The sequence below is a fragment of the Streptomyces canarius genome, assembly GCF_014650735.1.
In the GTDB taxonomy this organism is placed as follows: Bacteria; Actinomycetota; Actinomycetes; order Streptomycetales; family Streptomycetaceae; genus Streptomyces; species Streptomyces olivaceoviridis.
On record NZ_BMVN01000042.1, the window covers coordinates 41151 to 64696 of the forward strand.

Consider the following 23546-nt stretch of genomic DNA (forward strand, 5'->3'; position numbering starts at 1 on the left):
GCGGAGACGAGGGGCACGATCATGGCCGAGTCGGCCACGACGCCCGCGTCGGCGGCGCACCCGCGGACCGACACGTCGGTGCCGCACTCGGCCCGCATCGGGAACCACTGGCTCGGCGGCGAGGACAACCACCCGGTCGACGCGCGGGCCGGCGACGCGTACGCCGCCGTCTTCCCCGGCATCGTCACCCTCGCCCGCGGCAGCCGCGCCCTCCTGCGCCGCACCGTCACCTACCTGGTCCGCGAGGCGGGCGTCCGGCAGTTCCTGGACGTCGGCACCGGCCCGACCCGTCGTTGACGCAGAGGTGGCTGCCCGGTGGCAGGGCGGCCATCAGCCGGTCGACTATGGAGCGGGCCTGGTCGTGGTCGGCGACGTGGCCCAGGATGTTGCTGAGGACGAGCCCGGTCGGCCGGGTCGGGTCCAGCGTCTTTGCGGCGGCGGCGAGGATGCGGTCCGGGTCGGTGGCGTCGGCGTCGATGTAGGCGGTCGCGCCCTCGGGGAGGAGCGGAGCAGCGTCCGGACGTGGGCCAGGACCATCGGGTCGTTGTCGACGTACACGATCCGCGACTCGGGTGCGAGCCGCTGGGTGACCTCATCCTGCGGGCCGTGGAGGAGATCACCTCGTTCTTCGACGGGCTGCACCTCGTCGGCCCCGGCGTCGTGCCGGTCACCCGGTGGCGCCCGGAGCCCGGTTCGCCCGCCCCGGAGGTCGTCGCGGAGCACGGGGGTCTCGCCCGCAAGCCGTGACCGCCCGGCACCGGCGCCGTCACAGGAGCACGGTCAGCTCCACGGCCACCTCGTCGCCCACCGCGAGCCCTTCCGGCGTGCGCACCGCCTTCTTCAGCGGGAGCAGGTACGTGCCGTCCTTCGGGAAGAGCGAGGTGGCGAAGCCGGTTCCGCCGATCCTGGCCGTGACGGGGATCGCGCCCCAGCCGTAGGTGGCCTGGGCGGCCACCTCGCCGATGTCCGCGGATTCCTGGTCGGGCACGGCGACGAAGTAGTACGGCGACGGTCCCCGCCATTCGACGACCCGGCCGGCGAAGGAGAGTTCCATGCGATCCGTTTCCTTTCGAAAGGAGGGTGCGCGCCGTCGCGCAGAGCGTAGCGTGCCCCGAACCGGCCCAGGCGCCCGGCCCGTTGGGCAGGACCCCGGCAACTCATCGCTGACCGGCACGTTGTTACCGTGCACCGCGTGTCTGACTCCTCACGCGATACCGCACAGGGCGCCGGCTGGGGCGCGGCCGAACCCGGCACCTACAAGCGGCTGATGCCCGACCACGTCGAGAAGCTGTCGTGGCTGAACCCGCGCGTTCTGTGGGCCGCCCGCAACGGCGTGCTGGCGTCCTGGTTCGGCGACCCGACCGGCCGTACCCGCAGCCGCTGGGTGGCCGCGCGGGCGACGGCGGGAGCGCCCGCGGACAAGGTGGTCCGGCGGGACGTACCGGAACGGTTCTCCTTCCTGGTCATCGGGGACACGGGCGAGGGGGGCGACTCCCAGTACGCCGTCGTGCCGGGGTTGCTGAAGGCGGGCCGGGACACCGACTTCGCGGTGATCGCCAGCGATGTCATCTATCCCGTCGGCAGCGCCGACGACTACGGCGACAAGTTCTTCCGGCCGTACCAGGACTACCCCGCGCCGATCTACGCGATCCCCGGCAACCACGACTGGTACGAGGACCTCGGCGCCTTCATGCGGGTCTTCTGCGCCGACACCCCGCCGCCCGGCCCGGAGCCCCGGCCCCGCCCCCTCACCCGCGCCTGGTGGCGTTCCCTGCTGTGGCACCGGGCGCGCCCCGCCGACGAGCAACGGCTGGCCTCGGCACGCGAGTTGCGCTCGGCGCCGGGCCAACAGGCCGTACAGCCGGGCCCGTACTGGGCGATCGACGCGGGACCGGTGCGGATCGTCGGCATCGACACCGGTCTGCTCGGCACGGTCGACGCCGAACAGGGCGCCTGGCTGCGGGAGATATCCCGGGGGCCCCGGCCGAAGATCCTCGTCACCGGATCGCCGTTGTACGTCGACGGGCAGCACCACCCCTGCCCCATCGAGGGCGGCGGCACGGTGGACGAGATCGTCCGGGCTCCCGAGCACCGCTACGTGGCCGCGATCGGCGGTGACATCCACAACTACCAGCGGTATCCGGTCGACGTGGACGGCCGCACGATCCAGTACGTCGTCGCGGGCGGCGGCGGGGCGTTCATGCACGCCACGCACACCGTCCCGCGCGTCTCGGTCGGTGGTGTCACCGAGGACGCGTTCCGCTGCTACCCGCTGCGCGGCGACTCGCTCGCCTTCTACAGCCGCCTGTACGGCCGCAGGCTCCGGCTGCGCCGCTTCTTCACCCTCACCGAGGCGGAGGCGACGGCCGTGGTCGCCGAACGGCTCGGCATCGAGCCGGCCCGCGCACCCGGCCCGGACGTCCGGGTCACCCGCCGTGCCCGCCTGGTCGCGAGCCTCCTCGGGGCCGGCCGTCGCCCCGGCCGGCCCGCCCGGTTCCGGCTGCCCGTCCGGAAGATCTACACCCAGCTGTTCTCGCCGTCCTCCGCCACCTACAGCCCGCCCTTCTTCAAGTGCTTCCTGCGCCTGGACGTCGGTCCGGACGCGGTCCGGCTGCGCTGCTTCGCCGCGACCGGCAACCGCCCGCAGGAAGTCGACCCGCCGGTCGAGGACGAGGTCGTCATCCCGCTGACCCCGCCGGCGTGATCAAGGGGCCGGGCGAACTGATCACACGGTTGTCACACTCGCCTGCGAGAATCGGTGCGGAGCCGACGTACGACCGCTGGAGGAGCCCGTGCCGTCCACCCCCCGCCCGTTGCGCAAGCTGGGCTTCCTCACCATCGGCCTGTTCGACCCGGCGGACCCGGGCCGGGGTCACGAGTCCACCCTGGAGATCATCGAGCTGGGCGAGCGGCTCGGCTTCGACAGCGCCTGGGTCCGCCACCGGCATCTCCAGTACGGCATATCGTCCCCGGTCGCCGTGCTGGCCGCCGCCTCGCAGCGCACCCGCCGGATCGCGCTGGGCACCGCGGTGACACCGCTCGGCTGGGAGAACCCGCTGCGGCTCGCCGAGGACCTCGCGACGGTGGACGTGCTGTCCGGCGGCCGGCTGAACCCAGGCGTCAGCGTGGGCCCGCCCCTGCACTACGACCAGGTCAAGGACGCCCTTTACCCGGACACCGCCGACACGGAGGACTTCAGCTACGAGCGCGTGCGGCGGCTGCTGGACCTGGTGCGCGGCAAGCCCGCCACCGACTTCAGCGGGGTGGAGGGGATCGAGGTCTTCAGCGATGTCGTCCAGCCGCACTCCCCCGGCCTCGGCCGGCGGCTGTGGTACGGCGGCGGCAGCCTCGGCTCGGCGCGCTGGGCCGGCGAGCACGGCATGAACTTCCTGACGAGCAGCGTCGTCAAGGCGGAGAACCCCGAGGCCCCGCTGGACTTCGCGGAGATCCAGCTCTCCCACATCCGCGCGTTCCGCGCCCACCACCCGGACGGGGAGACGGCCCGCGTCTCCCAGGGGCTGGTGGTGATCCCCACCGACTCGGCGACACCCCGGCAGCGCGCCAGGTACGAGTCCTACGCCGCCGGGCGCCTGCCCCGCACGACCTCCCCGCAGGGCCCGGCGCGACTGCTGTTCGCGCCGGACCTGGTCGGCACCTCCGCGGAGCTGGCCGAACGGCTGCACGCGCACGCCGCGTTCCGCGAGGTCGACGAGGTGGCGTTCGCGCTGCCGTTCGCGTTCGAGCACGAGGACTACGTGCAGATCCTCACCGACATGGCGACGCGGCTGGGTCCGGCGCTGGGGTGGCGGCCCGCCGGCTGAGTCACCAGCGGCCCGCTTCCGTGCCGGTGACCGGTTCGGAGGGCCGCCCGTCCACCCCGACCGGCACCTCGCCGTGGAGCATCACCCGGTGCATGACCCGCGGGGAGCCCACGTGCGCGTGGTCGCTCGGGGCCAGGTGCATGGTGGCCCGGTTGTCCCAGAAGGCGACGCTGCCGGGCTCCCAGCGGAAGCGCACCGTGTACTCGGGGCGCACGGCCTGCTCCACCAGCATCTCCAGCAGCGCCGCGCTCTCCGGCCGGGAGACGTCCGTGATCCGCTCGACGTAGTAGCCGTTCACGAACAGCACCCGCTCCCCGGTCTCCGGATGCACCCGGACCAGCGGGTGCACGGAGGCGACCTGGTGGTCCAGCAGGTGGCGGACGTAGGCGTCGTCGCCGGGCCGGGACTGGTAGCCGACACCGAGCCGGTGCTCGGCGCGCAGGCCGTCGACGAAGGCGCGGACCGGTGCGGACAGTCCCGCGTAGGCGGCGGCCAGGTTGGCCCAGGTGGTGTCGCCGCCGTAGGGCGGGACGGCCTCGGCGCGCAGGATGGTCGCGGCCGGCGGATCGACGCGGGCCCCGTGGTCGCAGTGCCAGCCGCGCAGCAGGGTGTGCCGGCGCCGGTCCAGCCACTCGTCGTGGTCCATGCCGTACCGCCCGCCCAGTTCCAGCCGGTCGGTGGTGGTCTCGATCTCGGGGAAGCCGGGCGGCGAGTGCGGTCCGCGGCGCGGGAGCACCACCGGCTCGCCGAAGCGGCGCGCGAACGCGATGTGCCCGACGTGGTCGAGCCGCTGGCCGCGGAAGAACACCACCTTCCAGCGCAGCACCGCGTCCCTGATGAGCGCGGTCACCGCGTCGTCCAGCGGCTCGGCGAGGTCGACGCCGGTGATCTCGGCGCCGATGTGCCCGGCGACCGGCCGCACCTCCACGCCCGGGACGTGCCCCGTTCCGTCCGCGGTCGCCCTGTCCGTCGTCATGCGCCCTCCGGTGCTCGTCCGTATCCGCTACCGGGGAGATCGTGGCACTCCCCGCCCCGGCACGGCGAACTCCCGTATCACCGTGTTCCGGAACACGGCCGTGCCGCCGACGCTGAACAGGGCCAGCCGGTCGTCGACCAGATAGGGGAACACCTCGGCGGAGTGCACGTACCGGCCGTCGTCCACGAACATCTCGACGGACGTGCGGTCCACGAGGATCCGCAGCCGCACCCGGCCGGCGGACCGGTCGAACGGGGTGCGGCTCTCCTGCCGGGTACCGCCGGTGTCGGGGTTGACCGTGCCGCGCCGGTTGAGGAAGGCGTAGTCGCCGTACACCCCGGCGTCGATGTGCCGTACGCCGTCCGGGGAACGGCGCACCTGGACGCCGGCGCCCGTGAGGTCGGACCAGGTGATCTCGGTGGTCAGTTCGTACGAGATGCCGGTGTGGTCGAGCGTGCGGGTGCCGTCGACCGTCAGGTCGCCGAGGCGCACGGTCCGGGAGACGTAGGCGTCGAGCGCGGGGACCGGGCGGGAGGCCAGGTGGTAGCCGCCCGAGGCGGCCTTCTTCAGGGTGATCTCGCGGACGATCGAGTCGGTGCCGTTGAAGCCGTCGCCGTCGATGGTGGGTGTGGTGTGCGCGTAGGCCCAGTTGTTCAGCCAGCCGAGGGCGTGGCGGGTGGCCGGGTCCACCGTGCCGTCCGGGTTCCGCTTCTCGAAGGTGACGGCCGCGTACCAGTCCCAGCCGTGGTCGAGCCACTGCGGGTCGGCGGAGTCGGCGGTGAACGCCGCGCCGTCGAACGAACCGGTCCAGTAGGCGTAGGTGCTGGGCTGCCCGGAGCCGGTGCCGTCCGCGCTCACGCCCAGCACCCACTTCACGGCGCCGTCGTCGGCGGTGATGCGGAACAGGTCGGGGCATTCGAGGACGCCGAGGCCGTCCTTGACGAAAGCGCCCGCGTACGTCCAGGACCTGAGGTCCGACGAGTGGTAGAAGCCGACCTTGTTCCGTTCGGCGAGGGCCATCACCCAGCGGTCGTGGTCGTCGTCGCGGATCACCTTGGGGTCGCGGAAGTCGAGGACGCCCGGGTTGGCGAGAACGGGGTCGGTGCCGTGGTTGGTGAACGTACGGCCGCCGTCCGTCGAGTAGTACAGGAACTGCTCCTGGTGGTCGGTGCCGCCGCCGGGTGACATCGTGACGACGGCGACGACCGCGCCCGCGCCGAAGCCGGCCGTGCCCGCGGTGTCGACCACCGCCGAGCCCGACCACACGTCGCCGTTGACGGTCGTGTCCTTGGGGACGGCGATGCCCCGGTCGGTGAAGGAGACGAGGTCGGTGCTGGTGGCCAGGCGCCACGCGGTGCCCTCCAGGCCGTCCAGGTAGTCGGCGTTGTAGAGGTAGTAGCAGTGGTACTCGCCGTCGATCCAGACCGGGCGCTGCGGGTCGTTCTTCCACTGGTCGGGCACGGTGAAGTGGTAGTCGGCGCGGTACCGCGCGCATCCGGCCGCCGGCCCGGACCGCGGCCTCGCCCCGGCGGGCGCCGCGGGCAACAGTGCCGCGCCGGCTCCGGCGGCCGTGGAGGCGAACAGGGCCCTTCTGCTCAGACCACGCATCGTTCGGTGTCCCCTTCCTGACGGTTCATCGGCTGAAGGGACTGTAGACCTAACTCGTTAAAGGTCAAGTGTTCCCGCACCTTGACACGGATGTGACGCGCTTTTCATCATCGGGGGCATCACTCCTCGACTAACACGAGTTAGGCACGCTTGGATGACCGACTCGCTCTTCTCCCGCCGCGCCCTGCTGCGGTACGGCGCCTACGGCGCGGGAGCCGCCGCGCTCGCCGGCACCGCCGCGAGCTGGGACCGGCTCACCGGAGCCGACATCCCCGGCCGCGACGACGGCTCCCTGGTCGTCGCCACCCTGGGTTCCGCGTTCTCCCCGGGCGGGGTCCGCGCCCTGGTCGACGGCTTCCGCCGGCTGCACCCCGACATCAAGGTCCGCGTCAACGCCGTGCAGGCCGTGGACTGGTCGGACTTCTTCGCCAAGATCCTCACGCAGATCGCGGCGGGCACCGCGCCCGACCTGGTCTACGTGGCCACCGAGGGCGTGCAGTTGTTCGCCCGCCACCTGGGCGTCCCCCTGGACCGCTGGGTGCGGCGGGACGCGGCCGAACTGCGGGAGTACTTCGCCGACGTCCACCCCTCACTGGTGGAGTCGATGATGTACGAGGGCAGCCTGTACCAGCTCCCGATCGAGTTCAACGCCGCCGACATGTACCTCAACACCCAGGTGCTGCGGCGCGCCGGCGCGGAGTTCCCGGCCGGCGACTGGACCCGGGACGACTTCACCGCGCTGCTGCGCCGGATGAAGAAGGCGAGCGACTCCCACTTCACGCCGTACTTCTGGACCAACCGGCTGTGGGGCGGGGTGGTCCCCTGGCTGTTCGCGAACGGCACCAACCTGCTCGCCGAGTCCAAGGCGCCGGGCGGCTCCTGGCTGTGGGACGCCTTCTACCCGGCGGACCGGCGGCGGGGCCGCGGGGGCGGCTTCCGCTGGACGACCCCGCAGGCGACGGACGACCGGGTGGTGGAGGCGTACGACTATCTCGCCGCCCTGGTCCACGACGGGCTGTGCACCCGGCCCGAGGGCGGCAACGGCCAGAACCTCATCGGCGTGTTCTCCACCGGCCGGGTCGGGGTCACCCCGGCCGGCGGCTTCTGGGCGGGCGGTCTGCATCTGGCCGGGATGCGCGCCGACGGCTTCGACGTGCAGTACTTCCCGCGCCGGCACACCCAGCGGCACCAGTTCGGCGCGGCCGGTTACGCGCTGCTGCGCACCTCGAAGAAGCAGGACGCGGCCTGGGAGTTCATCAAGTACTCGGCCCGCCGCGACACCCTGGGCAAGCTGTTCACCACCAACCAGACCACCCCGGCCCGCCGTTCGATGCTGACCGCGGACCGCTACCGGGAGACCGGCCCGGCGCACTGGCGGGTCTTCTACGACACCCTCGACCGGTTCCCCGACACCGGGCCCGTCCCGGCCCCGCCGCAGGTCGCCGAGGTGACCCAGGTGCTGCTGAAGCACACCGGGACGGCGCTGTCGAGCCCGGGTTCGGTCGGGCCGGCGCTGCGCCGGATGCAGGGCGATCTGGAGAAGGCCATGGAGCGTGACGTATGACGGACACCCGGATCTCCTCCGTGCGACCGCGGGCCGCGAGCCGGGCCGCGCGGGCCGTGCGCCCGGGAGCGCGTGAGCGGGGGACGCGGCTGCTGGCGGCGGTGTTCCTGGCGCCGACCGTGGTCGGGATCGTGATCTTCACGGTCGTACCGATCGTCGGTTCGGTCGTGCTGAGCCTCTTCCACTGGAACGTGATCGACTCGCCCCGTTTTGCCGGTACGGCCAACTACCGGGAGGTGTTCGGCGACACGACCGTTCTGGTGTCCTTCCGCAACACCCTCGTCTTCATGGTCTTCGCGGTCGCCGCGCAGCTCCTGATCGCGCTGGCGCTCGCGCTGACGCTCAACGGCCGGATGCCGACGTGGCTGCGGTCGGTGTTCCGCTCGGCGTTCTTCTTCCCGCTCGTGCTGTCCGCCGCGTCCATCTCGGTGGTGATGAAGTACCTGTTCAACCAGGACTTCGGAGTGGTCAACTGGCTGATCGGCCTGTTCGGGATCGCTCCCGTGCCGTGGCTGACCTCCGAGCACGGCGCGATGGCCACGGTGGTCGTCGTCTACGTGTGGCAGCAGTTCGGGTTCTCCTTCCTGCTGTTCGTCGGCGGACTGAACAACATCCCCAAGGAGATCCACGAGGCCGCCGCGCTCGACGGCGCGACCGGCCCGCGCAAGCACCTCGCCATCACCCTGCCGCTGCTCTCCCCCACCCTGCTGGTGGCCTCGGTGGTCGGCATCATCAACGCGCTCCAGGTCTTCGAGCAGCCGTACGTCCTCACCGACGGCGGGCCCGGCGACTCCACCCGCACGGTCGTGATGGTCATCTACGAGAAGGCCTTCGAACAACTGCGGTTCGGCGAGGCGTCCGCGGTGGGCGTGCTGCTGTTCGTGCTGATCATGGCGGTCACCGCCCTCCAGTTCCGGCTCAGCCGGCGTTTCGTCCACTACCAGTGAGCCGGGTGAGTCCCATGAGCCAAGCAATTCCGACCCTCAGCCGTGCCCGGTACGCGCTCGGACCGTGGGCGCGGATCGCCGGGCTGACGGTGTGCGCGCTGCTGACCCTCGGGCCGGTCGTGTGGACCGTGTCCACCTCGCTGCGCACTCCGGCGGAGTCGTTCGACCTGCCGCCGCAGATCATTCCCGCGCATCCCAGCGCCGCCGCCTACCACGGTGTGTTCGAGCAGATCGACGTGTGGCTGCTCGCGCTGAACTCGACGCTCGTGACCGCGTTGATCGCGGTCGGCCAGATGATCACCGCGGGGCTCGCCGGTTACGCGTTCGCCCGGCTCGACTTCCGTTTCAAGAAGCCGCTGTTCGGTCTGGTCCTGGCGACCATGATGGTCCCCTTGCAGGTCACGATCGTCCCGGTGTTCCTGGTGCTCAAGTCGATGGGCCTGACCGACACCCTGCTCGGTCTGATCGTTCCGGCGTTCCCGACGGCGTTCGGCACCTTCCTGATGCGCCAGTACTTCCTCGGTATGCCGAAGGACCTGGGCGAGGCGGCGATGCTGGACGGCGCCGGGCCCTGGCGGATCTTCCGGTCCGTCTACGCCCCGCTGGCCCGGCCGGGCCTCGCGATCGTCGGCGTGCTCGCCTTCAACTACCACTGGAACGAGTTCTTCCGCCCGCTCATCCTGGAGACCTCCGGCCAGAACTACACCCTTCCGCTGGGGCTGGTCTCGCTCCAGGGCAACCTCGGCACCGGTTCCATCTCGGTGGTCCTCGCGGGTGTGGTCCTCTCCATGATCCCCGCCGTCGCCGTGTTCGTCGTCGGCCAGCGCCCTCTCCGCGAGGGCATCACCTCCGCAGGAGTCAACCGTTGAGCCCCGCCGCTCCCGCCCCGGACCCGGACGCCCCCCGCTTCCGGGTCCGCCCGCCCGCCCACTGGATCAACGACCCCAACGGCCCCTTCCGCTGGCGTGGCCGTCACCACCTCTTCTACCAGCACAACCCGGCCGCCCCGGTGCACGCCGACATCCACTGGGGCCACGCCTCCAGTCCCGACCTGGTCCACTGGGAGCACCACCCGATCGCCCTCACCCCGACGCCCGGCGGCCCCGACGAGGCCGGCTGCTGGTCGGGGTGTGTCGTGGACGACGACGGTGTGCCCACGGCGGTGTACACCGGCGTCGACCACGCCCACACCGGGCTCGGCACCATCTGCCTGGCCCGCGCCGCCGACCCGGCCGACGACCGGCTCCTGACCTGGCGGCACCTGCCCGTCCCGGTGGTCCCGGGGCCGCCCCCCGGACTCGACGTGGTGATGTTCCGCGACCCGTTCGTCTTCCGGCACGCCGGCCGCCGCTGGGCCCTGGTCGGGGCCGGCCACGCCGACGGCACCCCGTCGGTGCTGCTGTACGGCTGCGACGAGCTGACCGACTGGCGGTTCGCGGGTGTCCTGCTGGACGGCCACGACCCCGTCGCGGCCGGCGCGTTCGGCGACAAGGCGGTCGGCTGGGAGTGCCCGCAGCTCTTCGAGACGTCCGGCGGCGACCACGTCCTGGTGGTGTCCCTGTGGGACGGGGACCCCCGGACCACCGGCTACCTGACCGGCCGGCTGACGCCGGGAACGCAGCCCCGGTTCGTGCCCCGCACCGGCGGCCGGCTCGACCACGGCCGGGACTTCTACGCTCCCGCCGTCCTCCAGGAACCGGGCCGGGCGCTGATGTGGGGCTGGTCGTGGGAGGCCCGGGACGAGGCGGCGGTGCTGGCGGCGGGCTGGGCGGGCACGCTCACCGCGCCGCGGGTCGTCGACGCCGGTCCCGACGGCACCCTGCGGGTCGTACCGGCCCCGGAGCTGGAACTCCTGCGCGCCGACGCGCCGTTCGCGACCGGGCCGGGCCGGGCGGTGCCGCTTCCGCCGGCGTACGACCTGACGGTGAGGGCGTACGGCGCCACCACCGTCACGCTGCTGCGGTCGGCGGACCGTGCGCTGACGCTCCGGCTGGACCCGGACGCCGGCACCGTCGTCCTGGACCGCTCCGGGTGGCCCCGCGAGGGCGTCGGGGGATCGGCTCCGGTGACGGTGGGAGTGCCGCCGGGGCCGGGCCTCTCCGTGCGCGTGCTGGCCGACGGCTCGCTGCTCGAACTGTTCGTGGCGGACCGGGCGACGGTGACCGAGCGGGTCTACCACCGGCCGGGCGATGTCGCCGAGCTGCTGGTCGAGGGGGACGCCGGGGTCAGCGCGTGGGAGCAGGTCCCACCGAGGCGCGGCTGACCACGGGACAGGCCAGCCGCCGCACGGTGGCGGGCGGGGTGCGGCCGGTGTCGATGGCGTCGAGCAGCAGCCGGGCCGCGGCCTCGCCCATCGACCGGTGCGGCAGCGCGACGGTGGTGAGGGCCGGGGTGAGGAAGGCGGCCATGTGTTCCTGGTCGTCGTAGCCGACCACCGACAGCTCGCCGGGTACGGCGATCCCGAGCCGGGTCGCGGCGTGCAGCACGCCCGCCGCGACCCGGTCGTTGTAGCAGAAGATCCCGGTGGGCCGGTGGTGCGGGGCGGTGCCATCGAGCAGCCGGGTGGCTCCCTCGTAGCCGCCGGTGATCTCGCCGCCGGTGCGCACGACCCACTCCTTGGGCACGGTGATGCCCTCGGCGCGCAGCGCGTCCCGGAAGCCGCGCAGCCGTTCCACCGAGGCGATGTCGTCCTGCCCGCCGACCAGGGCCACCCTGCGGTGTCCGGCCTCCAGGAGCAGGCGTGCGGCGGTCCGGCCGCCGGCCCGTTCGGCGGGGATGACGGCGGGCAGCGAGTCGTCCTCGGGCAGGCAGTTGGCGAGCACGGAGTGGGTGCGGTGCAGGCCCTCGGGAACCCGGACCCGGCGCAGGGACATCGCGGCGTAGATGATGCCGTCCACGCGCCGGTCGAGGAGTTCGGCGACGGCCGCGTCCTCCTTGGCCCGGTCGCCGCCGGAGTCCACGGTGAGGACGAGGTGGTCGCTGTCCCAGGCGGTCTCCATGGCCCCGCGCAACAGCCGGCCGGCGAACGGGGACGTGGCGATCTCGTCGGTGACCAGCCCGATCACGGCCGTACGGCGGCGGCGCAGGCCGCGGGCGACGGGGTCGGGCCGGTAGCCGAGCTGTGCGGCGGCCTGCCGGATGCGTTCCTGGGTGGCGGGTGAGAGGTTGCCCTCGGCGCGGCCGTTGAAGACGAAGGAGACGGCGGTGTGGGAGACGCCGGCGAGCCGGGCGACGTCCCGTGAGGTGGGCCGCCCGCCGCCCACGCCGTTCCTGTCCGCGCCGCCGCCCATGCCGTCCGCTGCCCTCTTCCCACCCGTCCGGTTGATCACCGCTCACCCTATCCGTGAGGCTGGGGACAGACACAGGGGGAGACGATCGAGGGAAGGTCATCGTGAACGGTGTTCCGCAGTACACGCTCGACGACGGTACGACGGTCCCGGCCATCGGCCTGGGCACCTGGCCCCTGGACGACACGCAGGCCGAGCGGGCCGTGCGCACGGCGCTGGAGGCGGGCTACCGGCTGGTCGACACCGCGGCGAACTACCGCAACGAGACCGGTGTCGGCCGGGGCGTGGCGGCCAGCGGGGTGCCCCGCGAGGAGGTGGTGGTGACGACGAAGCTGCCGGGCCGCCACCACGGGTACGAGGAGACCCTCGCGTCCTTCGAGGAGTCCCGGCGGCGGCTGGGCCTGGAGTACGTGGACCTGTATCTGATCCACTGGCCGAACCCGCGGGTGGGCAGGTACGTCGACGCGTGGAAGGCGATGATCCGGCTGCGCGAGGACGGTCTGGTCCGCTCCATCGGCGTCTCCAACTTCACGCCCGAGCACCTCACGCGGCTGGAGAAGGAGACCGGGGTGCTGCCGTCGGTGAACCAGATCGAGCTGCACCCGCTGTTCCCGCAGGAGGAGATGCGCGCCTTCCACGCGGTGAAGGGGATCGTCACCGAGAGCTGGAGCCCGCTGGGCCGGAGCGGCGTTCTGCTGGACGACCCGGCGGTCGCCGAGGTCGCGCGGGCGCACGGGGTCACGCCCGCGCAGGTGCTGCTGCGCTGGCACGTACAGCTCGGCGCGCTGCCGGTTCCGAAGTCGGCCGACCCCGGACGGCAGCGCGCCAACCTGGACGTCTTCGGCTTCGAGCTGGACGAGGACCAGATGGCGGCCGTCGCCCGCCGCTCCCCGCGCCGGCTCGGCGGGGACCCCGGGACGCACGAGGAGTTCTGAGCTCACGAGGAGTTCCGGGTTACGGCTCCTCGACGGGCTCTTCCTTCCGTTCCTCGCCGTGCGCGCTCGTCCGTCCGGGCGCGGTGAGGCTGCCGAGGATGTCCAGCAGTTCGGCGCTGCGGCTGCCGGGCTCGGCGTGGAAGACGACCAGGGTGAGTCCGTCGGTGCCGTCCACGGACAGCTTGTGGGAGTGCAGGTCGAGGTCGCCGACCTGGGGATGGCTGAGGTGGCTCACCCGGCCGCGCCGGGGACGCACCTCGTGGCGGGCCCACAGGGTGCGGAAGCGTTCGCTGCGCAGGGACAGCTCGCCGACCAGGTCGCGCAGCCGGGGGTCGTCCGGGTCGGTCCCGGCCTCGGACCGCAGGGCGGCCACGCCTTCCGCGGTCAGGTCCGTCCAGTCCCGGCGCAGGGCGCGCTCGGCGGGGTCGAGGAACACGGCCCGCAGCAGGTTGACGCCGGGCGCGTAGTTCGGGGTGAGCGCGGTGGCGAGGGCGTTGGCGGCCAGGCAGTCGGTGTAGCGGTTCTGGAGGTAGGCGGGGTTGCGCGGCCAGCCGTCGATGAGCTGGAGCAGGCTCGCCGGGACCTGCCGCGCCCGCCGCCCCGGGCGCACGCCGGGCGCGGGCCGCTCCTGGGCGAGCCCGACGAGGTGGGCGGTGGCGTCCATGTCCAGCCGCAGCACCCGGGCGATGGCCTCCAGCACCTGCACGGAGGGGTTGCGGTCGCGGCCCTGCTCCAGGCGAAGGTAGTAGTCGGAGCTGATGCCGGCCAGCATCGCGACCTCCTCGCGGCGCAGCCCCGGCACCCGGCGCAGGCCGCCGCCGGGCAACCCCACGTCCTCGGGCCGTACCAGCGCCCGGCGGGCGCGCAGAAACTCACCGAGCGCGTTCGATCCGTCCACGCCCCCACCGTACGGCCGGCCCGGCCGGCGGTGACTGGCCCTGTCACTCCCAGGATCGTCGGGGCACTGCCGTACCGGGCGGATCGGGCGGACGGTGGAGTGCGAAACGAGCGAGGCCACGGGGAACGTCCGGTGGCCGGAACATCCTGAGAGGTACGACATGTCTGCACAGCTCGGTGGCACCGTCACCCCGGCCGACGGCCTGACCCTGACCCGCGTCGGGTACGGCGCCATGCAGCTGGCCGGGCCGCACGTCTTCGGCCCGCCGCGCGACCGGGACCGGGCGGTGGCGGTGCTGCGCGCGGTGGTGGAGGCGGGCATCACCCACATCGACACGGCCGACTTCTACGGGCCCGTCGTCGTCAACCGGATCATCAAGGAGGCCCTGCACCCCTACCCGGACGAGCTGCGCATCGTCACCAAGGTCGGGGCCCGGCGGGGAGCCGACGGCAGCTGGATCGTGTCCCGGCACCCCGAGGACCTGAAGGCACAGGTGTACGACAACCTGCGCAACCTCGGTGTGGACACGCTGGACGTGGTCAATCTGCGGCTCGGCGACATGGACACCCCGAACGAGGACCCGGTCGCCGACCAGTTCGGCGCCCTGGCCGAGCTGCGCGAGCGCGGGCTGATCCGGCACCTGGGGCTGAGCGCCGCGTCCGCCGCGCAGCTGGACGAGGCCCGGACGATCGCGCCCGTGGTGAGCGTGCAGAACCTCTACAACCTGGCGAACCGGCAGGACGACGCGCTGCTGGAGCGCACGGCGGCGGAGAACATCGCCTTCGTGCCGTACTTCCCGCTCGGCGGGTTCACCCCGCTCCAGTCGGACACGCTGGCGAAGGTGGCCGCCCGGCTGGAGGCGTCGCCGCAGCAGGTGGCGCTGGCCTGGCTGCTGCGCCGCTCGCCGAACATCGCGCTCATCCCCGGCACATCCTCCCCCGGCCACCTGCGGGAGAACATCGCCGCGGCGGACCTGGTGCTGCCGGACGACGCGATGGCCGAGCTGGACGGCATCGCGGGCTGACCGGACCGGGGCGGGGTACCCGGGGCCGCGTGAGGCGGTCGGAGGCGTCGCGGGAAGGAGCCGGAGGTGGCGGCGGAGGACCGGCTGCGGACGTACCGCGGCAAGCGCGACTTCGAGCGCACCCGTGAGCCGTCGGGGCAGGCGCGGCGGACGCGGGGTGAGCAGCCCCGGTTCGTGGTGCAGATCCACGACGCGCGGCGGATGCACTTCGACTTCCGGCTCCAGGTCGACGACGTCCTCAAGTCCTGGTCGGTGCCCAAGGGCCCGTCCACCGACCCCGGGGACAAGCGGCTGGCGGTGCCGACCGAGGACCACCCGCTGGAGTACGAGGACTTCGAGGGGGTCATCCCGAAGGGCGAGTACGGCGGCGGCACCGTGATCGTCTGGGACCGCGGGTCGTACGAGCCGCTCAGCCACGACGGCCGGGGGCGTCCGGTGGACTTCGCGGAGTCCCTGGAGCGCGGGCACGCCACCTTCCGGCTGCACGGCGCGAAGCTGCACGGCGAGTACGCCCTCACCCGCTTCCGCGGCGGCACGGACGGGGAGGAGGCCTGGCTGCTGGTCCGCAAGGGGCCGGCGCGGCCGGACGGGCACGGCACCCCCGATCCCCGGCGGGCCCGCTCGGTGCGCAGCGGGCGCACCCTGGCCCAGGTCGCCGCCGCTGCCGGGCGGGAGTGACACCGGCTCGGCGGCGCGCGGGCGGAAGGATGCGGATCGCCGGGTTCCGGCCCCGGCCCGCCTCCTCGGCCTCTATGTTCGGGCGGTGTCCGCCCTCGCCCCTGGAGGCCCCGCATGCGCACCGCACTCCGTACCGCCGTCGCCGGCGTGGTGACCGCCGCCGCCCTCGCGCTCTGCGGCCCCGCCGGGGCGACCCCGGCCGGGCCCGGTGTGACGGCCCGGATCCTCGCGCAGACCACCGTCGACGGCACCGACTACACCCTGCGGGAGATCACGGTCCCGCCCGGCCAGAGCACCGGCTGGCACTACCACGACGGCCCGCTGTACGGCGTCGTCGAGCAGGGCACCCTCAGCCACTTCGACGCCACGTGCGGCTCGGACGGCGTGTACCGGACGGGCGCGACGATCCGGGAGCCGTCCGGCAGCGACCACGTACACATCGGCCGCAACCTGGGGGACACGCCGCTCGTCCTCGACGTGCTGTACGTGCTGCCGCACGGCTCCCCGTTCTCGCAGGACGCGCCGAACCCCGGCTGCGCGTTCCACTGATCAGTCCCCGGGCAGCGGCTGTTCGGCCCAGATGGTCTTGCCGGCGCCGGTCTGCCGGCTGCCCCAGCGCTGGGTGAGCTGGGCCACGAGCAGCAGTCCCCGGCCGCCCTCGTCGTAGGCGTGCGCCCGGCGCAGGTGCGGGGAGGTGGAACTGGCGTCGGAGACCTCGCAGATGAGAGCGCGGTCGCGGATCAGCCGGAGCTGGATGGGCGGTTCGCCGTAGCGGATGGCGTTGGTGACGAGTTCGCTGACGACGAGTTCGGTGACGAAGGCGGTCTCCGCCAGCCCCCAGGCGGTCAGTTGCCCGCTGGCCGCCTGCCGCAGGACGGCGACCTGGGCGGGGTCGGGCGGCACGTCCCAGGTGGCGACCCGGTCGGCGCCCAGGGCCCGGGTGCGCACGAGGAGCAGGGCGACGTCGTCGCCGGGCTGGTCGGGCAGGACGGCCTTCAGGACGTTGTCGGCGAGGGCTTCGAGGGAGGCGGCGGGTGCGGTGAGGGCGCGCCGCAGTTCCTCGGTGGCGCCGTCCAGGTCGCGCTCGCGGTCCTCGATCAGGCCGTCGGTGTAGAGGGCGACGACCGAGCCCTCGGGCAGTTCCCGTTCCGTCGCCTCGAACGGCAGTCCGCCGACGCCGAGCGGTGGCCCGGCGGTGACGGGGAGGAACTCCGCGGTGCCGCCGGGCAGGACGACGGCCGGGGCGGGGTGGCCGGCGGCGGCCAGGGCGAGCCGGCGGGAGACCGGGTCGTAGACGGCGTACAGGCAGGTCGCGCCGAGTTCGGCGACCTCTTCCCCGCTGTCGTCGGCGGCGAGGTGGGTGACCAGGTCGTCGAGGTGGGTGAGGAGTTCGTCGGGCGGCAGGTCGACGTCGGCGAGGGTGCGGACGGCCGTGCGCAGCCGGCCCATGGTGGCGGAGGACTGGATGCCGTGGCCGACCACGTCGCCCACGACCAGGCCGACCCGGCCGCCGGAGAGCGGGATGACGTCGAACCAGTCGCCGCCGATGCCGGCCAGGGATCCGCTCGGCAGGTAGCGGTGGGCGACGTCGACCGCGGCCTGCCCGGGCAGGCCGCGCGGGAGCAGGCTGTGCTGGAGGGTGAGAGCGGTGGCGCGTTCGCGGGTGAAGCGGCGGGCGTTGTCGATGCAGACGGCGGCGCGGCTGGCGAGTTCCTCCGCGAAGACGGCGTCGTCGGGGCCGTAGTCGTCGGGGTGGCCGATGCGGACGCAGACCGCGACGCCCAGCGTGGTGCCGCGGGCCCGGAGCGGCACCGCGATCATGGAGTGGGCGCCCTGCCGGAAGGGGCGGCCCCCGGGCGAGCGTGCGTTGCGTTCCGCCACCCACTGGACGAACTCGGGCTCGCCGGCCTGGCTGAGCACCGCGCGGCTCTCGTGCAGCGCGCGGGCGGGCGGGGAGGTCGGCTGGTAGACGTCGGTCTCGCCGAGGTACAGGGCCGCCGCGGGGTGGCCGGGGTGGTGGGAGCCGTGGGCGACGCGGCGCAGGACGACCCCGCCGTCCGGCAGCGTCGGCGGTTCGTCGGCGCCGAGCACCCAGTCGAGCAGGTCGACGCTGGCGAAGTCCGCGTACTGCGGGACCAGCACCGCGATCATCTCCTCGGCGGTGCCGATCACGTCCAGGGTGGTGCCGACGCGGGTCGCGGCCTCGTTCAGCAGGGCGAGGCGGCGCCGGGCCCAGTACTGCTCGCTGCTGTCGGACGCGGCGAGCGCGACCGCGGCCGGTTCGCCGGAGGCGTCGCGCACCGGCCACATCTCGATGCTCCATGCCTGCTCCTGGTCGAGGGCGGGGGCGTCGGTGTAGCTCTCGTAGCGGACCGGCCGACCGGTCCCGGCGACCTCGCGCAGCTGGGCCAGGAAGCCACGGCTGTGCTCGGTGTCCGCGACGGTGTCCGGGAAGAACCGGCCGAGCAGCGCTTCCTCGGGGACGCCCATCGCATGGCAGGCGGCGGCGTTGACGCGCAGGTAGCGCTGGCGGAGGTCGAACACCGACATGGACATGGACGCCTGCTCGAAGGCCCGGGCGGCCAGGGTGGTGCCCGGGGGCAGGGCCGTGACGACGTAGCCGGCGGGCTGTCCGGCGGCGCCGGTGAGCGGGCAGACGGTCAGGGGCAGCACGAGGCGGTGGCCGTCGTGGTGGCGCAGGGCGACCGGGCCGGCGGGGCCGGTGAGGATGTCGCCGGGGACATCCTCGGCCAGCAGGTCCGTGGCGGGTCGGCCCACGACCTCGTCGGCCGGGTGGCCGGTGAGCAGCTCCGCTCCCTCGGTCCATCCGGTCACCGTGCCGTGCGCGTCGATGACCGCCACGGCGGCGACATCTTTCATACGCCCCAGAATGATCCGATTGTCCCGGCGCATCAAGCGGCGGGGTGTCCGCTTCAGCCCCGGTGGGCGCGGAGGGCGGCGAGGGCCCGGTCGGCGTGGGTGTTCATGCGCAGTTCGCTGCGGACGACCTCCAGGACGGTACGGTCCTCGGCGATCACGAAGGTGACCCGCTTGGTCGGTGCCAGGGAGAAGCCTCGCTTGACGCCGAACCGCTCGCGGACCGTGCCGTCGGCGTCGGAGAGCAGGGGCATCCCGAGACGGTGCCGGCCGGCGAACTCCTGCTGCTTGTCGACAGGGTCTCCGCTGATCCCGACGGGCCGGGCGCCGACGGCGGCGAACTCGGCGGCGAGGTCGCGGAAGTGGCAGGCCTCGGCGGTGCAGCCGGGGGTGAGGGCGGCGGGGTAGAAGAAGAGGACGACCGGGCCGTCGGCCAGCAGCTCGCTGAGCCGGCGGGTGGTGCCGGTCTCGTCGGGCAGGGCGAAGTCCTCGGCCTTGGCCCCGATCTCGACGCGCTCGGTCATGACCGCGCCTCCCCGCCCCGGGCGACCGCACGCGCCCACAGCACCAGCGGCACCTGGAGGGGCAGCCGGGTGAGGGCCGCCGCCCTGAGTGGCGCGGGCCGGTGACGCCAGTCCACGGCCATCTGGACGTTGGCCGGGAACACGCCGACGAAGAAGGCGGCTGCCGCCTTCGCGGCGAGCGCGCGGGTGCGGGGCGCCGCGATCCCGGCCGCGAGGGCCAGCTCGACGGCCCCGCTCCCGTACGTCCAGGCCCTGGGCGAGCCCGGTAGCGCACGGGGCACGGTCGCGTCGAACTGCCGTGGAACGGCGAAGTGGGCCACTCCGGCGGTCGCCAGCAGACCGGCGAGCAGCAGGGGTGAGCGTGGGGACCGGGGCACGGTACCTCCTTTGGTGTCCTGCCGCCGGATATTACTCGACGGTAGGCGCGGGCGTGGCCGTTCCCGGCAGACGGACACGGGTTGCGCACTCGGCCGACGGCGGGAGCGGAGGTGACCGCTCCGCACCGGACACGCACCGGGCCGCCGGCCCGCCCCGGCGACGGTGAGGACCCGCCGCCGGGGCATGCCCGGAAGGACCGCGGGTCAGGGCGTGCCGTGCGGGCGCGGTGGTACGACCCCGCAGCTGCGCGAGCGCGTGCTGTCTGGCCTGCCCTCCGGTGGTCGGACGGGCTTCCTTCGGCACGTGCCCTCCCTGAGTGAGTGCCTGTCGAACCCAAATCCAGCCAGACAAGATTGCCAACAATTTCGTCTGCAAGGACTCGGCCCCGGCGTCCCGGCTCATCCGGCCCGGTAGAGCTCGGTGAGCAGCTCCAGCACCACCTGGAGGGCCGGGTGCGGATCGTCGCGCCACCAGGCCAGCCGGACGGCGACGGGCTCGGCGTCGCGCACCGGCCGGTAGACGATCCCGGGCCTCGGGTACTGGTGCGCGGTGGACTCGGCGGTCACCCCGATCCCGCGTCCGGCGGCGATGACGGTGAGCCAGTCGTCGACGTCGTGGGTCTCCTCGGTGGCCGGCCGGGAGTCCGGCGGCCACAGGTCGGGGGTGGCCGTGCCGGTACGGCGGTCCACCAGCAGGAGCCGGTCGGCGAGGTCGGCCAGCCGCACGGAGCGGCGCCGGGCGAGCGGGTCGTCGGCGGCGAGCGCGCACAGCCGCCGCTCCAGCCCGACGAGGGCGGTGCCGAAGCGCCGGTCGTCCAGCGGTCTGCGGACGACGGCGAGGTCGCAGGCGCCCTCGGCGAGCCCGGCGGAGGGCGAGTTGACGCGGACCAGGTGCAGGTCGGTGTCGCGGTGGGCCGCGCTCCAGCGCCGCTGGAAGGCGACCGTGTGGCGGCCCAGCGCCGACCACGCGTAGCCGACGCGCAGCCGGGTGTGCCCCGAGGTGGCCTCCCGGACCAGGTCGGAGACGTCGGCGAGGACGCGCCGGGCCTGGGCCACCACGCGCACGCCGGTGGCGGTGGGGGTCACCTCGCGGGAGGTGCGCCTCAGGAGCCGTACGCCCAGGGCGCGTTCGAGGGAGGCGACGGCGCGGGAGACGGCGGCCTGGGAGACGCCCAGGGCGATCGCCGCGTCCGTGAACGTACCTTCGTCCACGATGGCCACGAGACAACGCAACTGGCGCAGATCGATGTCCTGCATACGCTCAGCGTATAGATCGAAAGACGCATGCATTTTGCGCAAGCGTGCCCCGCGCGCACGATCCCGGGCATGGGATCAGCTCTCGAACACCCCGTCGCCGCCGGGCCCCTGACCACGTCCGCGCCCTCGCCCCGGCCGCTGGCCGCAGTGGCCGCCATGGCCGGCAGCGGGCTGTCCAACCAGACCGGCGCCGCCGTCGGCGCGCTCGCCTTCCCCGTCCTCGGTCCCCTCGGCGTGGTGGCGGTACGGCAGTACGTCGCCGCGCTCGTCCTGCTCGCCGTGGCCCGCCCCCGGCTGCGCGGGTTCGGCTGGCCGCAGTGGTGGCCGGTGCTGCTGCTGGGCGGGGTGTTCGGCACGATGAACCTCAGCCTGTACAGCGCCGTCGACCGGATCGGGCTGGGCCTCGCCGTGACCCTGGAGTTCCTGGGACCGCTCACCGTCGCGCTCGCCGCGTCCCGGCGGCGGCTGGACGCCGGGTGCGCGGTGCTGGCCGGGGCCGGGGTCGTGGTCCTGATGCGTCCGCGCGCGTCCGCCGACTACACCGGCATGGCCCTCGGCCTGGCCGCCGCGTGCTGCTGGGCGTCGTACATCCTGCTCAACCGGGTCGTCGGGCGGCGCATCCCCGGGGCGCAGGGCGCGGCGGCGGCCTCGGCCGTGTCCGCCCTGGCCTTCCTTCCCGTCGGCATCGCCGTAGTGATCGGCCGGCCGCCGACAGCCGGGGCCGTGCTGTGCGCCGTCGCCGCCGGGGTCCTCTCCTCCGCCGTGCCGTACCTGAGCGACCTGCTCACGCTGCGCCGCGTACCGGCACAGACATTCGGCCTGTTCATGAGCGTCAACCCGGTCCTGGCGGCCGTGGTCGGCCGGGTGATCCTGGACCAGGGCCTCGGCGCCGTGGAGTGGGCGGGCATCGGCGCGGTGGTGACGGCCAACGCCTTGAGCCTCGCCACGCGGCACCGGCCCGGCACGGCACGTACCTGACCGACGCCCGCGCCGTGCCGGGGGGAGGGAGGAGGGGCTTCGGCGACACCTACAGCGGCACCACCTGCACCGGCCGCGAGCACCCGCGCGACAAGCGGTGGACCGGTCCGGCGGCACACCGGTGCCGGGCCCATCGGGGTGGCGGCCTGGCCCCGGTCCGATCGTGGCCGCGCGTGGGGCCGGGGGCCCCGCCCCTCAGGAGGCGTCCCCCATACGCACGGGCCCTACGACCGAGCGGCCACCCCCTGATCCCGGCCTCGCTCGGACCAGGTGGCCGGGCGGGCGGCTGCACGACGCCGCGCTCCTCCCGCCGCGGAGGACGTCCGCGCGGGGAGCCGGTCTCCGTGCCGGCCGGACCGCGGGCCGCGCCTCAGACGCCGCGGACCGCGACGAGCTCCGCCCACCGGGTGACCCCGCCACGGCGGACCCGTATGCCGTGACGTGTCGCCAGGGCGTGCACGATCGCCTCGCCCCGGCCGTGTTCGTCCGGGTCCAGCCAGCCGAGCCGCTGCCCCGCCGGGCGCGCGGGTCCCGTGTCGGTGACCTCCACGCGCAGCGTGCCGCCGCCGTCGCCCGGCTCCCAGGACAGCCGCAGCTCAGCCGGGGGCCGGGCGTGGATGATCGCGTTGGTGACAAGCTCCGACACCACCAGCAGCGCGTCCTCGACGATCTCCTCGGACACGTTCCAGTCGGCGAGGGCCGCCGCCGCGCACCGGCGCACGGCCGAGACGGCGCCGGGGGCGGGCGGCACCGGACACACGAGTTCGTGTGCCGCCGCCCGTAGCAGCGTATTGAGCTGTGCCGCCATGTTCTCTCCCGATGGTGTGGGCCGGCCGGGCGCGTGAGTCGACGCCTTGCCGGACTTCAAGGAAACCTAGGGAGACAAATCGGGCTGGTCAATGAACGGCGGTCGGCATTACCGAACGCACCGGCCCGGGACCCGTGTCCCGTCCGCGCGGCGAAGGTTCCGCAGCGGTAATAGGCTCGCTTCATGGCCGGCCCAGTCCAGTCGATCGAAAGGGCGGCGGCGATCCTGCGTCTGCTCGCCGGCGGCCCCCGCCGACTCGGTCTCGGCGAGGTGGCGGCGTCGCTCGGGCTGGCGAAGGGCACCGCCCACGGCATCCTGCGCACGCTCCAGCACGTCGACTTCGTGGAGCAGGACGCGACCACCGGGAAGTACCAGCTCGGAGCCGCCCTGCTGCACCTCGGCACCAGCTACCTCGACGTCAACGAACTGCGCTCGCGCTCCCTGAACTGGGCCGACGCCCTGGCCGCCCGCAGTGGGGAGGCGGTGCGCCTCGGGACCCCCCTGGAGGGCAGCGTCCTCATCGTCCACCACGTGTTCCGGCCGGACGACACCTTCCAGACCCTGGACGTGGGCGCGCTGCTGCCCCTGCACGCCTCCTCCCTCGGCAAGGTCCTGCTGGCCTTCGGGACCGCGACCGTCGAGCCGGTCCGGCCACCGGGGCTGGAGGCGTACACCCGGCACACACTGGTCGATCCCGAGCGGCTCGCCCGGGCGCTCGCCGAGGTCAGGGAGCTCGGCTGGGCCGCCGAGATCCAGGAGATGAGCATGGGCGAGGCCGGGCTCTCGGCGCCCATCCGGGGGCACGGCGGGCTCGTCGTCGGCGCCATCGGGCTGTCCGGGCCGGTGGAGCGGATCTGCGACAGCCAGGGACGGCCCCGCCCGCATCTGGTCAGCCTGATCCGGGAAGCCGCGCGGGCGATCTCCAGGGACCTGGGAGCCGCCCGCTGGTAGGCCGGGACAGCCGCCCCTCGATCCGTCGGAAGGACA

22 protein-coding genes and 3 pseudogenes are annotated in these 23546 nt (G+C 73.6%); 14 read left to right on the forward strand and 11 right to left on the reverse strand.

The features are described from left to right. Positions 1-21: 21 nt before the first annotated feature. A pseudogene (locus tag IE294_RS36940) lies at positions 22-282 on the forward strand (SAM-dependent methyltransferase); the annotation flags it as partial. Between the two features lies 1 nt (position 283). Here IE294_RS36940 and IE294_RS36945 read toward each other — a convergent pair. Next, positions 284-594 (reverse strand): annotated as a pseudogene (locus tag IE294_RS36945) (SAM-dependent methyltransferase); the annotation flags it as partial. 3 nt (positions 595-597) lie between these two features. Here IE294_RS36945 and IE294_RS36950 point away from each other — a divergent pair. After that, positions 598-747, forward strand: a pseudogene (locus IE294_RS36950) (SAM-dependent methyltransferase); the annotation flags it as partial. Positions 748-766: 19 nt separating this feature from the next. Here IE294_RS36950 and IE294_RS36955 read toward each other — a convergent pair. Then, positions 767-1054, reverse strand: a complete 288-nt coding sequence (locus IE294_RS36955) for a DUF1905 domain-containing protein (protein WP_189893516.1) — start codon at positions 1052-1054, stop codon at positions 767-769. A gap of 138 nt (positions 1055-1192) precedes the next feature. Here IE294_RS36955 and IE294_RS36960 point away from each other — a divergent pair, with 138 nt between their 5' ends. Then, positions 1193-2704 (forward strand): metallophosphoesterase family protein, encoded by a 1512-nt coding sequence (locus IE294_RS36960; protein ID WP_189893518.1) that lies wholly within the window; start codon positions 1193-1195, stop codon positions 2702-2704. Positions 2705-2792: 88 nt separating this feature from the next. Then, on the forward strand, positions 2793-3821 hold the full coding sequence (locus IE294_RS36965) for an LLM class flavin-dependent oxidoreductase (RefSeq protein ID WP_189893520.1): 1029 nt from the start codon (positions 2793-2795) through the stop codon (positions 3819-3821). Between the two features lies 1 nt (position 3822). Here IE294_RS36965 and IE294_RS36970 read toward each other — a convergent pair whose 3' ends face one another. Beyond that, positions 3823-4797 (reverse strand): TauD/TfdA dioxygenase family protein, encoded by a 975-nt coding sequence (locus tag IE294_RS36970; protein WP_189893522.1) that lies wholly within the window; start codon positions 4795-4797, stop codon positions 3823-3825. Positions 4798-4824: 27 nt separating this feature from the next. Continuing rightward, positions 4825-6405 (reverse strand): glycoside hydrolase family 32 protein, encoded by a 1581-nt coding sequence (locus tag IE294_RS36975; RefSeq protein WP_189893524.1) that lies wholly within the window; start codon positions 6403-6405, stop codon positions 4825-4827. Between the two features lie 154 nt (positions 6406-6559). Here IE294_RS36975 and IE294_RS36980 point away from each other — a divergent pair, with 154 nt between their 5' ends. From IE294_RS36980 to IE294_RS36995, 4 genes are read left to right on the forward strand one after another with little or no spacing between them, the layout of a single operon-like run. Further along, the gene (locus tag IE294_RS36980) at positions 6560-7969 is read left to right on the forward strand and encodes an extracellular solute-binding protein (RefSeq protein ID WP_189893526.1); all 1410 of its coding nucleotides are present in this window, start codon (positions 6560-6562) and stop codon (positions 7967-7969) included. Next, on the forward strand, positions 7966-8916 hold the full coding sequence (locus IE294_RS36985) for a carbohydrate ABC transporter permease (protein ID WP_189893528.1): 951 nt from the start codon (positions 7966-7968) through the stop codon (positions 8914-8916). Before IE294_RS36980 ends, IE294_RS36985 begins: the two co-directional genes overlap by 4 nt. A gap of 14 nt (positions 8917-8930) precedes the next feature. Then, complete coding sequence (locus IE294_RS36990; protein ID WP_189893530.1) at positions 8931-9785, forward strand: carbohydrate ABC transporter permease; 855 nt, start codon at positions 8931-8933, stop codon at positions 9783-9785. Next, positions 9782-11179: a glycoside hydrolase family 32 protein gene (locus IE294_RS36995; RefSeq protein ID WP_189893532.1), complete on the forward strand. Its 1398-nt coding sequence runs from the start codon at positions 9782-9784 to the stop codon at positions 11177-11179. Before IE294_RS36990 ends, IE294_RS36995 begins: the two co-directional genes overlap by 4 nt. On the opposite strand, the gene IE294_RS37000 is transcribed toward IE294_RS36995, so the two are convergent. Further along, on the reverse strand, positions 11142-12206 hold the full coding sequence (locus IE294_RS37000) for a LacI family DNA-binding transcriptional regulator (RefSeq protein WP_189893574.1): 1065 nt from the start codon (positions 12204-12206) through the stop codon (positions 11142-11144). The genes IE294_RS36995 and IE294_RS37000 overlap by 38 nt on opposite strands. A gap of 101 nt (positions 12207-12307) precedes the next feature. Between IE294_RS37000 and IE294_RS37005 the strand changes: the two genes are divergently transcribed. Next, the gene (locus IE294_RS37005) at positions 12308-13138 is read left to right on the forward strand and encodes an aldo/keto reductase (RefSeq protein WP_189893534.1); all 831 of its coding nucleotides are present in this window, start codon (positions 12308-12310) and stop codon (positions 13136-13138) included. A 19-nt stretch (positions 13139-13157) separates the two neighbouring features. Here the strand turns inward: IE294_RS37005 and IE294_RS37010 are convergent, their stop codons facing one another. Continuing rightward, the gene (locus IE294_RS37010; protein WP_189893536.1) at positions 13158-14036 is read right to left on the reverse strand and encodes a helix-turn-helix domain-containing protein; all 879 of its coding nucleotides are present in this window, start codon (positions 14034-14036) and stop codon (positions 13158-13160) included. A gap of 160 nt (positions 14037-14196) precedes the next feature. Between IE294_RS37010 and IE294_RS37015 the strand changes: the two genes are divergently transcribed. From IE294_RS37015 to IE294_RS37025, 3 genes are all read left to right on the forward strand, one after another. Then, on the forward strand, positions 14197-15060 hold the full coding sequence (locus IE294_RS37015; RefSeq protein WP_189893538.1) for an oxidoreductase: 864 nt from the start codon (positions 14197-14199) through the stop codon (positions 15058-15060). Positions 15061-15126: 66 nt separating this feature from the next. After that, a complete protein-coding gene (locus IE294_RS37020; RefSeq protein WP_189893539.1) occupies positions 15127-15738 on the forward strand; it encodes a DNA polymerase ligase N-terminal domain-containing protein in 612 nt (203 codons plus the stop codon). Positions 15739-15852: 114 nt separating this feature from the next. After that, positions 15853-16287 (forward strand): cupin domain-containing protein, encoded by a 435-nt coding sequence (locus IE294_RS37025; protein ID WP_189893541.1) that lies wholly within the window; start codon positions 15853-15855, stop codon positions 16285-16287. Here the strand turns inward: IE294_RS37025 and IE294_RS37030 are convergent, their stop codons facing one another. The 4 genes from IE294_RS37030 to IE294_RS37045 form a co-directional block, all read right to left on the reverse strand. Beyond that, positions 16288-18618 carry an ATP-binding SpoIIE family protein phosphatase gene (locus IE294_RS37030; RefSeq protein WP_189893543.1) on the reverse strand — a complete coding sequence of 777 codons (2331 nt, stop codon included), beginning with the start codon at positions 18616-18618 and terminating at the stop codon, positions 16288-16290. A 53-nt stretch (positions 18619-18671) separates the two neighbouring features. After that, the gene (locus IE294_RS37035) at positions 18672-19139 is read right to left on the reverse strand and encodes a peroxiredoxin (RefSeq protein ID WP_189893544.1); all 468 of its coding nucleotides are present in this window, start codon (positions 19137-19139) and stop codon (positions 18672-18674) included. Next, positions 19136-19516 carry a DoxX family protein gene (locus tag IE294_RS37040; protein ID WP_189815303.1) on the reverse strand — a complete coding sequence of 127 codons (381 nt, stop codon included), beginning with the start codon at positions 19514-19516 and terminating at the stop codon, positions 19136-19138. Before IE294_RS37040 ends, IE294_RS37035 begins: the two co-directional genes overlap by 4 nt. Before the next feature lie 399 nt (positions 19517-19915). Further along, a complete protein-coding gene (locus IE294_RS37045) occupies positions 19916-20773 on the reverse strand; it encodes a LysR family transcriptional regulator (protein ID WP_189893545.1) in 858 nt (285 codons plus the stop codon). A gap of 147 nt (positions 20774-20920) precedes the next feature. Between IE294_RS37045 and IE294_RS37050 the strand changes: the two genes are divergently transcribed. After that, positions 20921-21751 (forward strand): EamA family transporter, encoded by an 831-nt coding sequence (locus tag IE294_RS37050; RefSeq protein ID WP_189893576.1) that lies wholly within the window; start codon positions 20921-20923, stop codon positions 21749-21751. 370 nt (positions 21752-22121) lie between these two features. Here the strand turns inward: IE294_RS37050 and IE294_RS37055 are convergent, their stop codons facing one another. Then, positions 22122-22559 (reverse strand): ATP-binding protein, encoded by a 438-nt coding sequence (locus tag IE294_RS37055; RefSeq protein ID WP_189893546.1) that lies wholly within the window; start codon positions 22557-22559, stop codon positions 22122-22124. Positions 22560-22742: 183 nt separating this feature from the next. On the opposite strand from IE294_RS37055, the gene IE294_RS37060 reads away from it, so the two are divergent. Beyond that, on the forward strand, positions 22743-23510 hold the full coding sequence (locus tag IE294_RS37060) for an IclR family transcriptional regulator (protein ID WP_189815306.1): 768 nt from the start codon (positions 22743-22745) through the stop codon (positions 23508-23510). Positions 23511-23546: the final 36 nt, after the last annotated feature.

Bases quoted from the DNA above. Each gene is read 5' to 3' on its own strand.
- IE294_RS36970 (WP_189893522.1), bottom strand. From the start codon at position 4,797: ATGACGACGGACAGGGCGACCGCGGACGGAACGGGGCACGTCCCGGGC.
- IE294_RS36990 (WP_189893530.1), top strand. From the start codon at position 8,931: ATGAGCCAAGCAATTCCGACCCTCAGCCGTGCCCGGTACGCGCTCGGA.
- IE294_RS37000 (WP_189893574.1), bottom strand. From the start codon at position 12,206: ATGGGCGGCGGCGCGGACAGGAACGGCGTGGGCGGCGGGCGGCCCACC.
- IE294_RS37055 (WP_189893546.1), bottom strand. From the start codon at position 22,559: ATGGCGGCACAGCTCAATACGCTGCTACGGGCGGCGGCACACGAACTC.
- IE294_RS36955 (WP_189893516.1), bottom strand. From the start codon at position 1,054: ATGGAACTCTCCTTCGCCGGCCGGGTCGTCGAATGGCGGGGACCGTCG.
- IE294_RS37030 (WP_189893543.1), bottom strand. From the start codon at position 18,618: ATGAAAGATGTCGCCGCCGTGGCGGTCATCGACGCGCACGGCACGGTG.
- IE294_RS36985 (WP_189893528.1), top strand. From the start codon at position 7,966: ATGACGGACACCCGGATCTCCTCCGTGCGACCGCGGGCCGCGAGCCGG.
- IE294_RS37045 (WP_189893545.1), bottom strand. From the start codon at position 20,773: ATGCAGGACATCGATCTGCGCCAGTTGCGTTGTCTCGTGGCCATCGTG.
- IE294_RS36975 (WP_189893524.1), bottom strand. From the start codon at position 6,405: ATGCGTGGTCTGAGCAGAAGGGCCCTGTTCGCCTCCACGGCCGCCGGA.
- IE294_RS36980 (WP_189893526.1), top strand. From the start codon at position 6,560: ATGACCGACTCGCTCTTCTCCCGCCGCGCCCTGCTGCGGTACGGCGCC.
- IE294_RS37025 (WP_189893541.1), top strand. From the start codon at position 15,853: ATGCGCACCGCACTCCGTACCGCCGTCGCCGGCGTGGTGACCGCCGCC.
- IE294_RS37035 (WP_189893544.1), bottom strand. From the start codon at position 19,139: ATGACCGAGCGCGTCGAGATCGGGGCCAAGGCCGAGGACTTCGCCCTG.
- IE294_RS37015 (WP_189893538.1), top strand. From the start codon at position 14,197: ATGTCTGCACAGCTCGGTGGCACCGTCACCCCGGCCGACGGCCTGACC.
- IE294_RS37060 (WP_189815306.1), top strand. From the start codon at position 22,743: ATGGCCGGCCCAGTCCAGTCGATCGAAAGGGCGGCGGCGATCCTGCGT.